This is a genomic window from Soonwooa purpurea, from assembly GCF_053891095.1.
This window is the reverse complement of the sequence record NZ_JBSSMA010000009.1, coordinates 1-13,057: the sequence shown is the minus strand read 5'-3', so window position 1 is coordinate 13,057 and position 13,057 is coordinate 1. Positions and strand designations below refer to the sequence as shown.

The 13,057-nt window shown below is 35.5% G+C and carries 14 protein-coding genes and 1 tRNA gene; 9 read left to right on the top strand and 6 right to left on the bottom strand.

What is annotated here, in order from left to right; translation table 11 throughout:
- Positions 1–369: a YraN family protein gene (locus tag ACVFVN_RS09480; protein WP_165134923.1), complete on the top strand. Its 369-nt coding sequence runs from the start codon at positions 1–3 to the stop codon at positions 367–369.
- A 76-nt stretch (positions 370–445) separates the two neighbouring features.
- Here the strand turns inward: ACVFVN_RS09480 and ACVFVN_RS09475 are convergent, their stop codons facing one another.
- Positions 446–952, bottom strand: a complete 507-nt coding sequence (locus ACVFVN_RS09475) for a superoxide dismutase family protein (protein ID WP_456235057.1) — start codon at positions 950–952, stop codon at positions 446–448.
- A gap of 230 nt (positions 953–1,182) precedes the next feature.
- Here ACVFVN_RS09475 and ACVFVN_RS09470 point away from each other — a divergent pair, with 230 nt between their 5' ends.
- From ACVFVN_RS09470 to ACVFVN_RS09455, 4 genes are all read left to right on the top strand, one after another.
- On the top strand, positions 1,183–1,326 hold the full coding sequence (locus ACVFVN_RS09470) for a hypothetical protein (protein WP_456235056.1): 144 nt from the start codon (positions 1,183–1,185) through the stop codon (positions 1,324–1,326).
- A 32-nt stretch (positions 1,327–1,358) separates the two neighbouring features.
- Positions 1,359–2,003 (top strand): hypothetical protein, encoded by a 645-nt coding sequence (locus ACVFVN_RS09465; RefSeq protein WP_456235055.1) that lies wholly within the window; start codon positions 1,359–1,361, stop codon positions 2,001–2,003.
- Positions 2,004–2,097: 94 nt separating this feature from the next.
- Complete coding sequence (locus ACVFVN_RS09460) at positions 2,098–4,218, top strand: prolyl oligopeptidase family serine peptidase (RefSeq protein WP_456235054.1); 2,121 nt, start codon at positions 2,098–2,100, stop codon at positions 4,216–4,218.
- Between the two features lie 118 nt (positions 4,219–4,336).
- On the top strand, positions 4,337–4,768 hold the full coding sequence (locus ACVFVN_RS09455; protein WP_165134910.1) for a hypothetical protein: 432 nt from the start codon (positions 4,337–4,339) through the stop codon (positions 4,766–4,768).
- 21 nt (positions 4,769–4,789) lie between these two features.
- Here ACVFVN_RS09455 and ACVFVN_RS09450 read toward each other — a convergent pair whose 3' ends face one another.
- From ACVFVN_RS09450 to ACVFVN_RS09440, 3 genes are all read right to left on the bottom strand, one after another.
- Complete coding sequence (locus ACVFVN_RS09450; protein WP_456235053.1) at positions 4,790–5,260, bottom strand: YdeI/OmpD-associated family protein; 471 nt, start codon at positions 5,258–5,260, stop codon at positions 4,790–4,792.
- A gap of 2 nt (positions 5,261–5,262) precedes the next feature.
- Positions 5,263–6,036, bottom strand: a complete 774-nt coding sequence (locus tag ACVFVN_RS09445; RefSeq protein WP_165134904.1) for a hypothetical protein — start codon at positions 6,034–6,036, stop codon at positions 5,263–5,265.
- A 75-nt stretch (positions 6,037–6,111) separates the two neighbouring features.
- Positions 6,112–7,653, bottom strand: a complete 1,542-nt coding sequence (locus ACVFVN_RS09440; RefSeq protein ID WP_456235052.1) for a glycine--tRNA ligase — start codon at positions 7,651–7,653, stop codon at positions 6,112–6,114.
- A 409-nt stretch (positions 7,654–8,062) separates the two neighbouring features.
- Here ACVFVN_RS09440 and ACVFVN_RS09435 point away from each other — a divergent pair, with 409 nt between their 5' ends.
- Positions 8,063–8,764 carry a pseudouridine synthase gene (locus tag ACVFVN_RS09435; protein WP_456235051.1) on the top strand — a complete coding sequence of 234 codons (702 nt, stop codon included), beginning with the start codon at positions 8,063–8,065 and terminating at the stop codon, positions 8,762–8,764.
- Between the two features lie 71 nt (positions 8,765–8,835).
- Entirely contained in the window at positions 8,836–9,873 is a 1,038-nt protein-coding gene (locus tag ACVFVN_RS09430; protein WP_456235050.1) for a quinone-dependent dihydroorotate dehydrogenase, read from the top strand.
- A 105-nt stretch (positions 9,874–9,978) separates the two neighbouring features.
- Here the strand turns inward: ACVFVN_RS09430 and ACVFVN_RS09425 are convergent.
- Positions 9,979–10,052: transfer RNA gene (locus ACVFVN_RS09425), tRNA-Asn, on the bottom strand.
- A 247-nt stretch (positions 10,053–10,299) separates the two neighbouring features.
- Between ACVFVN_RS09425 and ACVFVN_RS09420 the strand changes: the two genes are divergently transcribed.
- Together ACVFVN_RS09420 and scpA are read left to right on the top strand one after the other, a co-directional pair.
- Positions 10,300–10,530, top strand: coding sequence for a putative signal transducing protein (locus ACVFVN_RS09420; RefSeq protein WP_165134892.1), 231 nt, complete (start codon positions 10,300–10,302; stop codon positions 10,528–10,530).
- A gap of 85 nt (positions 10,531–10,615) precedes the next feature.
- On the top strand, positions 10,616–12,736 hold the full coding sequence (gene scpA / locus ACVFVN_RS09415) for a methylmalonyl-CoA mutase (protein WP_456235049.1): 2,121 nt from the start codon (positions 10,616–10,618) through the stop codon (positions 12,734–12,736).
- A gap of 59 nt (positions 12,737–12,795) precedes the next feature.
- On the opposite strand, the gene ACVFVN_RS09410 is transcribed toward scpA, so the two are convergent.
- Positions 12,796–13,057, bottom strand: a 262-nt coding sequence (locus ACVFVN_RS09410; RefSeq protein WP_456235048.1) for an integrase core domain-containing protein, incomplete at its 5' end; no start/stop codon positions are given.

Below are 13,057 nucleotides of genomic sequence, written 5' to 3'. Positions count from 1 at the left end.
ATGGCCGAACATAATGATTTTGGAAAACAGGCTGAAGATGCTGCTTGTAAGTTTTTAGAATCCTATCATTATGAAATTCTGGAACGCAATTTTCGTTTTCTAAAAGCGGAGATTGACATTATTGCGAAACACAAAAATACTTTGATAATAGTTGAGGTAAAGGCCAGAGCCGACAATCATTTCATTAATCCCGAAGATGCGGTTAACAAAAAGAAAATGAAACTTCTTATAATGGCTGCCGACGAATATTCTCAAAGTATAAAGCAAGATTTAGAAGTAAGATTTGATATTATTTCTGTTTTAAAAACAAAAGAAAATAAACTCCAAATACAACATATTCCAGATGCTTTCCAAAGTCACGAAGTATGATTGTTTTACATAGAAATATGATAAACAAATAGATTTAGTGTCTATTATCTATTTGTCTATCATCTCAAAATCTCGTTTACTTTATCTCAACACAACCTACTCTACCACCAGCATTTCCGGTTGGTTGCGTGTGGAAGTCGTCTTTATCAGCATGGATAATTATGGATTTCCCAATAATATTTTTGCTATCGTCGCTACAACCAATACACCATTTATCCGTTTTGAATACCAATTGCGCCGTTCCGTTAGCATCAGCTTTTAAGTTGCCGATATCACCCATGTGGAAATGTCCGGATTCCCATTTACCATGGTCATTTCCTGCAGGATTCCAGTGTCCGCCAGCAGAACTTCCATCGGTTGCTGAGCAATCACCTTTCTCATGAATGTGTATGGCATGTTCTCCAGGCTTCAATTTGTATGCATTTACAGTCATTGTAACCTCTTTTCCAGATTGTGAAAAATCTATATATCCTTGCGTAAAAGTTCCACTTTTTGAGTGAATTGTGTAATGTTTTTTTTGTGAGGAACATGATGTTATAGCAAGTCCAAGTCCTAAAAAAACAAGTAAAAGCATTTGTTTCATAATATTATTTTTTGTGTTATTAAAATAGAAAAGATATTATGAATTTACAAAAATTAAGCCATTTGATTGTATTTTCCTTAATTTAAAAAAATTACCATTCAGGAATGTTTTTTTACCTCTCAGGTTAAAATAGTTTACTGTAGAATTTATAGCAATTACTTTTGAAGCAGAATTTACTCACAAAACATGTTGGTTTTATAAAATATTACAGCAATTTCCAAACAAGGGATATGGACGACATTAGTCCGAGTTTGGAATCTAATGTTGACAATACTGATATGAGATTAAAATCTAATTTCTCTTTTCATACACTATCCTATCGGGAAAAATTTGGAAAATACAAATTGGATTTTGAGTACTTCTTACATTTTTAATTCATTAATTCAAACCATAAAAAAATAAGGATATGAAAAATTTAATCTTAATAGCAATTCTTCTATTTGTAAGTTTTACAGCATTTGCACAATCGGCTTATGACAAAATAATGGCCGAAAAAATTTCAAAAATAGAAACACACATGACAACAGATGATTTCGCAGCACTTGCGAATGATTTTGACAGGATTGGTACAAAAGAGGTCAAACAATGGCAACCCTATTATTTCGCAGCTTTTTCTACAATCCAGAAAGGAAGATTACTAATGCGCGAAAACAACTTGTCAGAACTTGATGTTATTGCAAGCCAGGCGGATAAATATATTACAAAAGCCGAAGAATTAAGTCCTAACAATGCGGAAATCTATATCCTAAAAAAGATGTCGGCAAGTCTTAAAATGATGGTGGATCCGATGTCTCGTTTTATGACTTTCGGGCAAGAAGCACAACAACATTTAGCCAAAGCAAAATCTTTGGACGCTGAAAATCCTAGAATAACATTACTAGAAGCCGAAGATACTTACTTCACACCAGAGCAATTCGGAGGAAGCAAAACAAAAGGAATAGAACTCTTCAAAAAAGCATTGTCGCAATTCGGGACTTTTAAACCAAAAACAAATCTTGATCCTAATTGGGGACGACCAGAAGCTGAATATTTTATAAATCAAGCTAAATAATTAAACATAATTTCTCATAAACTAAATCTTTCGGTTAACTGAAAGATTTTTTTATTTTGAAACTTTCTGTATTTTTGAGATAAATATATTTTTTATGAAGTTAGGATTTACAATTCTTAGTGTTAGCCTATTGTTTTTCACTAATAGTTATGCTCAAAAAATGAAATCAAATTCTTATCCCAAAGCAGAAAAGGGAAACCAAGTGGATAGCTATTTTGGAACTCAGGTAGCCGATCCTTACCGCGATCTTGAAAATGATTCTAAAGCAACACAAAAATGGGTTGACGACGAAGTGGCCTATTCGCAAAATTATCTTTCCAAAATTCCTTACCGCGATGAGATTAAAGAACAACTAAAACACATTTGGAATTATGAAAAAATCTCAGCGCCTTTCAAAGAAGGAGAATATACGTATTTCTATAAAAATGATGGTTTGCAAGCACAATCAGTTTTGTATCGTAACAGCAAGAGATTAAGAAAAGCTGAAGTTTTTTTGGATCCCAACAAATTTTCAGAAAAAGGAACAACGTCTTTATCCAATATTTCGTTTAATAAAAAAGGAAATTTAGCAGCATATTCTATTTCGGAAGGCGGCAGCGATTGGAACAAAATTATCATCATCGATGCCATTACAAAACAACAAATCGATGAAACGCTGGTAGATGTTAAATTCAGTGGAATTGCGTGGCAAGGTGATGAAGGCTTCTACTACTCTAGTTATGACAAGCCAAAAGAAGGAACTGTGCTTTCTGGGATGACAGATAAACACAAAGTATATTTTCACAAATTAGGAACCAAACAATCTGAGGATCAATTAATTTTTGGAGGCGAAAAAACGCCGAGAAGATACCTTAGCGCTTATTTAACCGAAGATGAAAAATACCTCGTTATTTCAGCTGCAAATGCTACTAATGGTAACGAACTTTATATTAAAGATTTACAGAAAAGCGGCGATTTTGTTCAGATTGTAAAAGGTTTTGATATCAACGCCAATGTTGTGGATAATAACGGAGAAGATCTGTTTATACACACCGATAAGAACGCACCGAATGGCCGATTGGTAAAAGCCAGTATGACGAATCCAGCTCCAGAAAAATGGACGGACGTTATCCCGGAAACAGAAAATGTTTTGGGAGTTACTACAGGTGGTGGTTTCTTCTTTGCCACCTACATGATCGATGCAGTTGACCAAGTGAAACAATATGATAAAACAGGAAAACTCATCAGAAATATAGAACTTCCAGGCAAAGGAAATGTTACAGGTTTTGGAGGTAAAAGGACTGATCTGGATGTCTATTTCACGTTTACAAATTATATTACGCCTTCCAGCGTTTATCGTTACAATATCGCAGCGGGAACAATGCGTCAAACGCAAAGACCAATCGTTGATTTTCAGTCAGAAAATTTTGTTTCAGAGCAAGTGTTTTTCACTTCAAAAGATGGAACCAAAATCCCAATGATTATCAATTATAAAAAAGGATTGAAAATGGATGGTAAAAATCCAAGCATTCTTTATTCTTATGGCGGATTCAATGTTAGTTTGCAACCTTCTTTTTCTGTAGTTAATGCGATCTGGATGGAAAATGGTGGCATCTATGCTGTACCCAATATCCGAGGCGGTGGAGAATACGGAAAAAAATGGCATGATGCAGGAACCAAGCAACAAAAGAAAAACGTATTTGACGACTTTATAGCTGCGGGAGAATATCTACAATCCAAAGGCTACACTTCGAAGAATTATATGGCACTTTCTGGCCGTTCTAACGGTGGACTGCTTGTTGGTGCGACGATGACAATGCGTCCCGACTTGGCGAAAGTGGCTTTCCCAGGCGTTGGTGTGTTGGATATGTTGCGTTATAACAAATTTACAGCAGGAGCAGGATGGTCTTATGACTACGGAACTGCGGAAGATTCTAAAGAAATGTTTGAGTATTTAAAATCTTATTCGCCTGTACATAATGTTAAAAAAGGTGTGTGCTATCCATCAACAATGATTATTACAAGTGATCATGATGACCGCGTTGTGCCAGCACATTCTTTCAAATTCGGGGCAGAATTGCAGGAAAAACAATCTTGTAAAAATCCTATTTTATTAAGAATAGAAAAAAATGCAGGACATGGCGCAGGACGTTCTACAGATCAAGTAATTGGTGAAAATGCTGATTTGATGTCGTTTGCACTTTTTGAAATGGGTATCAAATCTTTAAAAAAATAAATTATTCTGAAATTCCTCGATCATTCTTCGGGGAATTTTATTTTGGATATTTTTTTGCATCCTATTTTTAGCTTTATAATGTTTTTAAACTTAAATTTATAGTAAATAAACAATCTATATGAAAACAAAATTTGTAATTGCCAGTCTTCTGGTTGGCTTCATAAGTTTTTCTTGTGACAAGAAAGAAAGCGGAAACAAATCTGTAATAAGTACGTCCACCGAAACAATAATGACTGATGACAACGGAAAAGTGGATAGCATAACCACATCGTCAACACAAAGCAACATCAATGGAGAACAAGCTACAGAAACTTCTATACCGTACAAAGGATTAGACGGGACGCGTGCCACTGCGACTTTCTCGAATGACAAAAAAGGGAAAACCATCTTCATCCAATCGGCTAATAACCAGAAATACCAATTGGATTTTAAAGCTAAAACCGCGGACGGTGAGCATTACGAAAGAAATGGTGTATCAGCCTATACTACGCCAGACTCTTTAATTATAAAACAAGGAGATATAGAAATTCCTTTGGTAAAAGTTAAGTAAATTATAAAGGGATTTGACACATCAAATCCCTTTTTTTCCGTCCAAAATCATTTCTATCATTTTGACTTTTCGGCGCTCTCTGGTTTCTTCTTTTTTTGCATCTTCTATCCAACGCATATACTCTTTTCGGTGTGTGTAGGCCATTGCAGTATACAATTCTTTAGCCTTGGGATGTTCATCAAACAAGATTTTAACGTCATCCGGAACAATGACTATTCGTTCTTCTGTGTCTTTCCAAAGTTTGACATCAACTAGGTTTCCAAAGGATTTTCCGAGTTGTTTTCTTGTAGCTTGTGTCAGAATAAGACAATGGCCTTTTCCCATGTTGGCTAGACTTCCACGATATTCTACAGAATCATCAAAAAGGACTTTTATCTTGATTTGCCCTTTGGTACCAAACAAATCTTCGGTATCAAAAGGAAATTTAACAAAAGCTGCATTCATGTTTTCGTGTTGCTGAATTTCGGCTTGGAAATGTATAATGTTCGACATTTTTAATTTTTATAAAAGTAATCCTTAATATTTGTTGTCGATTCGCCATTGCTGTTAAGACCTTTGGTTGTCTGCTTATCTGGAAAATTTTTCGAGTTATAGACATAGCTAGAGTTGGTTGTAATAGAGTTAGTTGTAGTTCCTCCGTTGCTAGTATGCGTCGTTGTCATTGTTGTTTTTATAATATTATTTTTCCCGTAATTTGAATCTAATAAATTGATTTTATTAAAAGATTTGATGTTGACAAAAGGATTTTGTTTGGTATCATATTCATAAATATTTTCATAGGTTGAGGTGACATCATTGTTTTTTAAGATGTTAACAGTTTTCGTCAAATTCCCATTGGTATAAAAACATTCTCCCGTTTCTGATTCTGGATTTTGTACATCAACTTTGGTATATTTTAGATGGTTTTCCGTGATCCATTCATACAAATAAATGATTTTGTCCCCATTTTCGTAAGTGATGGTTTCTGTAGAAACTATATTATTGGCGTATTTGTAATCTAGCGTTTCTACAACTTTGTTGTTTTGGAAGATGCTCACTTTTACGATATTTCCCGCGTCGTAGGTGAAAATTTTTGTTCCTGTAGAATTGCTAATTTCGCTAAGTTCTGAAGTGTTTTTATATGTAAATGTTTCAGAATTATTATTGTTAAAAACGACTTTCGTTGGTAAAGTGTTTAATATAACTTCATTGTTTAGATTATCATCATTACTGCTTGAACAAGAGATGAATAAACTTGTAATAAGAAAAGCGCTAATTATTTTTTTCATGTTATTTTTTTAACAAATATATTGTTTTAATACAAAAAAAAAGACTTCCAATTTGGAAGTCTAAAAATCTTGAATTTATATCTTACTCAAAAGAGTTCTGAAATTCACTTTCTCATCGATAATTCGTCTTAAATCAGCTACTGGAACTCTTACTTGTTCCATGGTGTCTCTGTCTCTTAACGTTACCGTGTTATCTACTAAGGAGTCGTGGTCAACCGTAATACAGAATGGTGTTCCCAATGCGTCATTTCTTCTGTAACGCTTACCAATAGAGTCTTTTTCTTCGTAAATCAAATTGAAATCGTATTTCAAATCATTGAAGATTTTTTCTGCATATTCACCAAGACCGTCTTTCTTCATTAGTGGAAGAATAGCTGCTTTTATTGGTGCAATGGCTGGAGGAAGCGATAAAACTGTTCTTTCTGAACCGTCTTCTAACACTTCGTCTTTTAAACAATGCGAGAAAATTGCCAGGAATAATCTGTCCAAACCAACAGAAGTTTCTACAACGTAAGGAACGTAGCTTTCGTTTCTTTCTGGATCGAAATATTGTAGTTTTTTACCCGAATGTTTTTCGTGAGCCGAAAGGTCAAAATCTGTTCTGGAGTGGATTCCTTCCAATTCTTTAAATCCGAATGGGAATTTAAACTCAATATCTGCAGCAGCATTGGCGTAATGCGCTAACTTTTCGTGGTCGTGGAATTTATAGTTTTCTGCGCCCAAACCTAAAGCCAAATGCCAGTTTAGGCGCTTTGTTTTCCATTGTTCGTAAAATTCTAATTCTGTTCCTGGTGGAACGAAGAATTGCATTTCCATTTGCTCAAATTCACGCATTCTGAAGATGAATTGTCGTGCAACAATCTCGTTTCTGAAGGCTTTACCAATCTGTGCAATCCCGAAAGGTAATTTATGTCTGGATGTTTTCTGTACGTTCAAATAGTTTACGAAAATTCCTTGTGCCGTTTCTGGTCTTAAATAAAGATCCATTGCAGAATCAGCAGAAGCTCCTAGTTTAGTCCCAAACATCAAGTTGAATTGTCTTACTTCTGTCCAGTTTCTAGAACCAGTGTCTGGATCAGCAATTTCCAATTCCTCAATTAAAGCTTTTACATCTGCTAAGTCGTTGGTTTCCAAAGATCTTGCTAATCTTTTTACAGCAGTATCGGCTTTAGCTCTGTATTCTAAAACGCGAGGATTTGTTTCTTCAAACTGTGCTTTATCAAAAGCATCACCAAATCTTTTCGCTGCTTTTTCAATTTCTTTTTGCGCTTTTTCTTCCAGTTTTGCGGCCCAATCTTCTACCAAAACATCGGCACGGAAACGTTTTTTAGAATCTTTATTATCAATCAACGGATCGTTGAAGGCATCAACGTGTCCAGAAGCTTTCCAAATGCTTGGATGCATGAAGATGGCAGAATCTATTCCTACAATGTTTTCGTTCAGCTGAACCATCGCTTTCCACCAATATTGTTTGATGTTATTTTTTAGTTCTGCACCGTTTTGTCCATAATCGTAAATTGCGGAAAGTCCGTCGTACACCTCACTAGAAGGGAAAATAAAACCGTATTCTTTAGCGTGGGAAACCACTTTCTTGAAAACATCTTCCTGCTTTGCCATGTCGTAAATATCTATTTACTGCAAAAATAGAGAATTTTAGTTAGATACTTCTAATTTATTTGGAGCCGGGAACCTGCTTTCCGCTATATCTTTTGCTCCGCTTCGCTCCGCAAAAGGATGCCGCTTCAATCAGGGCTATGAGTTTCGACGATTCTAAAAAACAATAGATAAGCTTTAAGTCAATCGGGGCTAAAGATTATGTCAGAAAAGAAAAAGTGCCCTGTTATATTTATCGACCTCAGAATTGCAACCGTTAAAAAATGAAATAGAAATTACGTTAAGAAAATTCTAATGTTTAAGCGCAGCAAGTTTTAAAATTTTTAGGAATTTATATTAAATTTTAGGCTCATATTCCAAGTCTTGATCTTTTGATTCTCGTACCAAGACAAAAGAACAGTATTTTTGCGGAATGTTAGAAATCCTTTATCATGACGAGAACCTAATCGCCATTAACAAACCAAGTGGACTTTTGGTGCACAAATCTTATTACGCTGGCGAAGCCGATGAATATGCCGTGGAAAAATTAACGCAGCAAATGGATAGAAAAGTGCATCTTGTTCATCGTTTGGACAGAAAAACATCGGGTGTTTTGTTATTTACTTTCGATAAGGAAACGCTTAAATTAATGAGCGATCAGTTCATGAACCGCGAGGTGGAGAAAAAATACATCGCCATTCTTCGTGGTTGGACCAAAGAGGAAGAAACCATCGATTATGATTTAACCAACGAAAACGAAATCATTCAAAATGCAATAACTTACTATCGCCGACTTCAAACTTCTGAAATTGATTTGCCTTTTCTCAAACATCCAACTTCGCGTTATTCTTTAGTAGAAGCGATTCCCGAAACTGGTAGATTTCATCAGTTAAGAAAACATTTCAAGCATATTTTGCATCCTATTTTGGGTTGCCGAAAACATGGCTGCAACAAGCAGAACAAATTGTGGAGGAATACTTTTGAAATTACCGCAATGCCTTTACATTCGCATCAATTGAATTTTAAACATCCTTATACGCAACAAAATATATCCATTAATGCGAGTTTAAACGTGAATCCTGAGTTCTTGCAAATTGGAGAAATTTTAAGCTTCGATTTAAAAGATTATCTATAAATTTTCAGAAATTATCGTAGATCAATAGAGGCTTTGTTTTAAAATGAGTATTTTTGTAAAACTTTTTTCCAATGTACAAAAGTATCATTCGACCTATTCTCTTCAAATTCGATCCCGAAGAAGTTCATCACTTTACATTTTCAATGCTTAAGAACTTTGGTTTTTTAACCAAGATGTTTCTCCCAAAACCTGTTGTAGACAAACGTTTGGAACGGGAAGTTTTTGGTCTGAAATTTAAAAATCCAGTGGGTTTAGCAGCAGGATTTGATAAAAATGCGGTGCTTTTTAATGAATTGGCGGATTTAGGTTTCGGTTTTGTGGAAATTGGGACAGTTACACCCCGAGCGCAAGCGGGAAATCCTAAAAAAAGATTGTTTCGACTGATTGAAGATGGCGGAATTATCAACAGAATGGGCTTTAATAACGATGGCTTAGAAGCTGCGATTGAAAAATTGAAATCCAATAAAGGAAAAATTATCATTGGCGGAAATATTGGTAAAAATACCGATACAAAACCCGAAAATTATACCCAAGATTATTTGGATTGTTTCGAAGGACTTCATCCACACGTTGATTATTTTGTGCTGAATGTAAGTTGTCCGAATGTAAGCAGCCATGCGAAATTGGAAGATGTAGGTTATCTGCGAGAACTGATAACGGAAGTGAAGAAAATCAACGTTACAAAAGCGAATCCTAAACCTATTCTTCTGAAAATTGCACCCGATTTGAACGACGGTCAGTTGGATGAAATTATCAATTTGGTCGCTGAAACTAAAATAGAAGGAGTCATTGTTTCGAATACGTCTGTTAACCGAGAAGGTTTAAAAACCACAAAAGAAGTTTTGGATCAAATCGGCAACGGTGGACTTTCCGGAAAACCCATTCGAGAACATTCTACAAAAATGATTAAATATTTGGCCGACAAAAGCAACCGCGCTTTCCCGATTATTGGCGTAGGCGGAATTCATTCAGCGAAAGATGCGATGGAGAAACTGGATGCTGGAGCTTCTTTGGTGCAGCTTTATACAGGATTTATTTACGAAGGGCCGCAACTCATCAACGATATTAACAACGAACTTTTGAAAAGAGCAAGCCGATTGCCGAGATAAACTTTTACATATCAATCGAATAGATAAAATATGATTTTTTATTTGTTCGATTCTTTTAAATAAAAAAACACCTACAGATGAATGTAGGTGTTTTACTTTTAAAAGCTCCTCCTGCTGGGCTCGAACCAGCGACCCTCTGATTAACAGTCAGATGCTCTAACCAACTGAGCTAAGGAGGAATGTCCTTTGTTTAAAGTGGTGCAAATATAAAGATTAATTTTTATCAAATCAAGCCAGTTAACCTCCAAATATAGAAAAAAATCATTTTTTTGATCAAAATTTCTTTATCTATTTGATTTTGAATTAATAAAATTTTTGAATTATTTCTTAATAATGTTATTTGCTTTGAAACGCTAATCGTCTTTGGCGCGATAATTTCTTCTTAACTTGTGAATTTATTATATTAACGATTGCAAATAGAAAAATATGGAACTCATTACACTTAAAGTTTTCAATACAGAGCCAGAAGCACAAATGATAAAAGCTTTCTTAGAAACTAATGATATCGAATGCTTTGTATTCGGGAATGTGCTTGCGAATACATATAATGTTTTTAATTTGACATCGGGAGGCGTTCAGTTAAAGGTTGCGAAACAACATCTTGAAAAAGCGACAGAACTTCTTAATCAATTTTATAAAAAGGATGATGATAACTAATTTTTGGGGATAATTTCTATTTTAAGCGTCTGATTTAGAATAATTCCTTCAAAAGTCGTAAATTTACGGGGATAAATATCCCAATATGCGACAAGTCATAAAGGCGGAAAAGCCTGATTTTAATATCCAATTTACAGAGCCAGAAGTTTATCATTTCGAAAAAGATGGACTTCACCTAAAATCTTCGTACAAACAATCCGATGCTGTTTCTTTTACAGAGAAATCTTATTCCGCAGGAATCGCACCATATTTGCGTGGTCCTTATTCTACCATGTATGTTCAAAAACCTTGGACGATTCGTCAGTACGCAGGATTTTCTACCGCTGAGGAATCCAATGCTTTTTATAGAAGAAATCTTGCAGCTGGACAAAAAGGACTTTCAGTAGCTTTTGATTTGGCAACCCACAGAGGTTATGATTCCGACCACGCTCGTGTTGTTGGAGATGTTGGAAAAGCAGGTGTAGCCATCGATTCTGTTGAGGATATGAAGATTTTGTTCGATCAAATTCCTTTGGATGAAATTTCGGTTTCCATGACGATGAATGGTGCGGTTTTACCAATTTTGTCTTTCTACATCGTAGCTGCAGAAGAACAAGGTGTTTCTCAAGAAAAACTTTCAGGAACTATTCAGAACGATATTTTGAAGGAATTTATGGTACGTAATACTTACATTTATCCACCTGCTCCTTCCATGAAAATTATCGCTGATATTTTCGAATATACCTCTAAAAATATTCCGAAATTTAACTCGATTTCTATTTCGGGTTATCACATGCAGGAAGCGGGAGCTACGCCCGTTTTAGAAATGGCTTACACACTTGCTGATGGTTTGGAATATGTGAGAACGGGGATTAAAGCTGGAATGAACATTGATGATTTTGCTCCACGTTTGTCTTTTTTCTGGGCAATTGGGATGAATCACTTCATGGAAATCGCAAAAATGCGTGCTGCACGTTATATTTGGGCGAATTTATTGCAACAATTCAATCCTCAAAATCCAAAATCTTTGGCTTTGAGAACGCATTCCCAAACTTCGGGTTGGTCTTTAACCGAACAAGAACCTTTCAATAATATCACCAGAACGGCTATTGAAGCGCTTTCTTCAGCTTTAGGTGGAACACAATCTTTACACACCAATGCTTTGGATGAAGCCATTGCTTTACCAACGGATTATTCAGCGAAAATTGCGAGAAATACTCAAATTATTTTGCAACAGGAAAGTCATATCTGCGATGTTGTAGATCCAATGGGAGGAAGTCATTTGGTGGAATCTTTAACCCAGCAAATGATTGATGAAGCCATGAAGTTCATCGATGAAGTGGAAAAAGAAGGCGGAATGACGAAAGCCATCGAAGCTGGAATTCCAAAAATGAGAATTGAGGAAGCTGCAGCCATCAAACAAGCAAAAATCGACAGTGGTGAGGAATTTATTATCGGTGTAAATTCATTCCAATCGGAATTAAAACAACCAGAAATTGAAATTCTAGCCATCGATAATACTGAAGTTCGCAGAAAACAAATCGAAAGATTAGACAAAATAAAATCTGACAGAAATCCAGATTCTGTAAACGAAATTCTTAATCAAATCCGCGAATCGGCAAAAACTGGACAAGGAAATCTTCTTGCTTTGTGTATTGAAGCTGCTCGTAGAAGAGTAACTTTAGGCGAGATGAGCGATGCGATGGAAGAAAGTTTCGGACGTTACAGGGCCAATATTAAAACCATTTCAGGAGTTTATGCTATGAATGCCAATAAAAATGAATATTTCGAAAAAGCCGTTCAGTTGGCGCAAAAATTTGAGGAAGAAGAAGGACGTCGTCCAAGAATTATGGTGGCAAAAATGGGACAAGACGGTCACGATCGTGGTGCAAAAGTGGTAGCAACCGCTTTTGCAGATATGGGATTTGATGTAGATGTGGCGCCTTTATTCCAAACTCCAGAAGAAGTAGCAAAACAAGCGGTAGAAAACGACATCCACATTTTGGGTGTTTCGTCATTGGCTGCAGGTCATAATACTTTGGTTCCACAAGTGGTTGAAGAATTGAAAAAATTGGGTGCAGAAGATATTACCATCGTGGTAGGTGGTGTTATTCCACAACAAGATTACGATTATTTGTACTCCAACGGAGCCGATTTCATTTTCGGTCCAGGAACGAATCTTCCAAAATCTGCAGTAGAAATTTTGGAAAAGATGTTGGGTAAATAGTTTTAAACCTTGTAACGTCCTGAAAAAATGATACAGGATTAGACTAATAAAACTTTATTTTAAACAGTACATATATTCTTATTTGTACTGTTTTTCTTTTTGTACGATTTTGGTATTAAATCTTGTTGCTGGTGCATTTGCATCGGTGTTAAATAATAGTTTGACAAATGCGGTCTTAACTCATTATAAACTTTTACGGTTTGTTTGACCAAAATCTTTCTTGTATTCAAATCTACATTAGATTTATCAATATCATACTCTTGTTTTAAAATTCCATTAATTCTTTCGGCTATGGCATTCTCATAAGGATCTGATTCTTGT

Coding starts and splice junctions, on each gene's coding strand:
- ACVFVN_RS09480 (WP_165134923.1), top strand. CDS start 1: ATGGCCGAACATAATGATTTTGGAAAACAGGCTGAAGATGCTGCTTGT.
- ACVFVN_RS09475 (WP_456235057.1), bottom strand. CDS start 952: ATGAAACAAATGCTTTTACTTGTTTTTTTAGGACTTGGACTTGCTATA.
- ACVFVN_RS09470 (WP_456235056.1), top strand. CDS start 1,183: ATGGACGACATTAGTCCGAGTTTGGAATCTAATGTTGACAATACTGAT.
- ACVFVN_RS09465 (WP_456235055.1), top strand. CDS start 1,359: ATGAAAAATTTAATCTTAATAGCAATTCTTCTATTTGTAAGTTTTACA.
- ACVFVN_RS09460 (WP_456235054.1), top strand. CDS start 2,098: ATGAAGTTAGGATTTACAATTCTTAGTGTTAGCCTATTGTTTTTCACT.
- ACVFVN_RS09455 (WP_165134910.1), top strand. CDS start 4,337: ATGAAAACAAAATTTGTAATTGCCAGTCTTCTGGTTGGCTTCATAAGT.
- ACVFVN_RS09450 (WP_456235053.1), bottom strand. CDS start 5,260: ATGTCGAACATTATACATTTCCAAGCCGAAATTCAGCAACACGAAAAC.
- ACVFVN_RS09445 (WP_165134904.1), bottom strand. CDS start 6,036: ATGAAAAAAATAATTAGCGCTTTTCTTATTACAAGTTTATTCATCTCT.
- ACVFVN_RS09440 (WP_456235052.1), bottom strand. CDS start 7,653: ATGGCAAAGCAGGAAGATGTTTTCAAGAAAGTGGTTTCCCACGCTAAA.
- ACVFVN_RS09435 (WP_456235051.1), top strand. CDS start 8,063: ATGTTAGAAATCCTTTATCATGACGAGAACCTAATCGCCATTAACAAA.
- ACVFVN_RS09430 (WP_456235050.1), top strand. CDS start 8,836: ATGTACAAAAGTATCATTCGACCTATTCTCTTCAAATTCGATCCCGAA.
- ACVFVN_RS09420 (WP_165134892.1), top strand. CDS start 10,300: ATGGAACTCATTACACTTAAAGTTTTCAATACAGAGCCAGAAGCACAA.
- scpA (WP_456235049.1), top strand. CDS start 10,616: ATGCGACAAGTCATAAAGGCGGAAAAGCCTGATTTTAATATCCAATTT.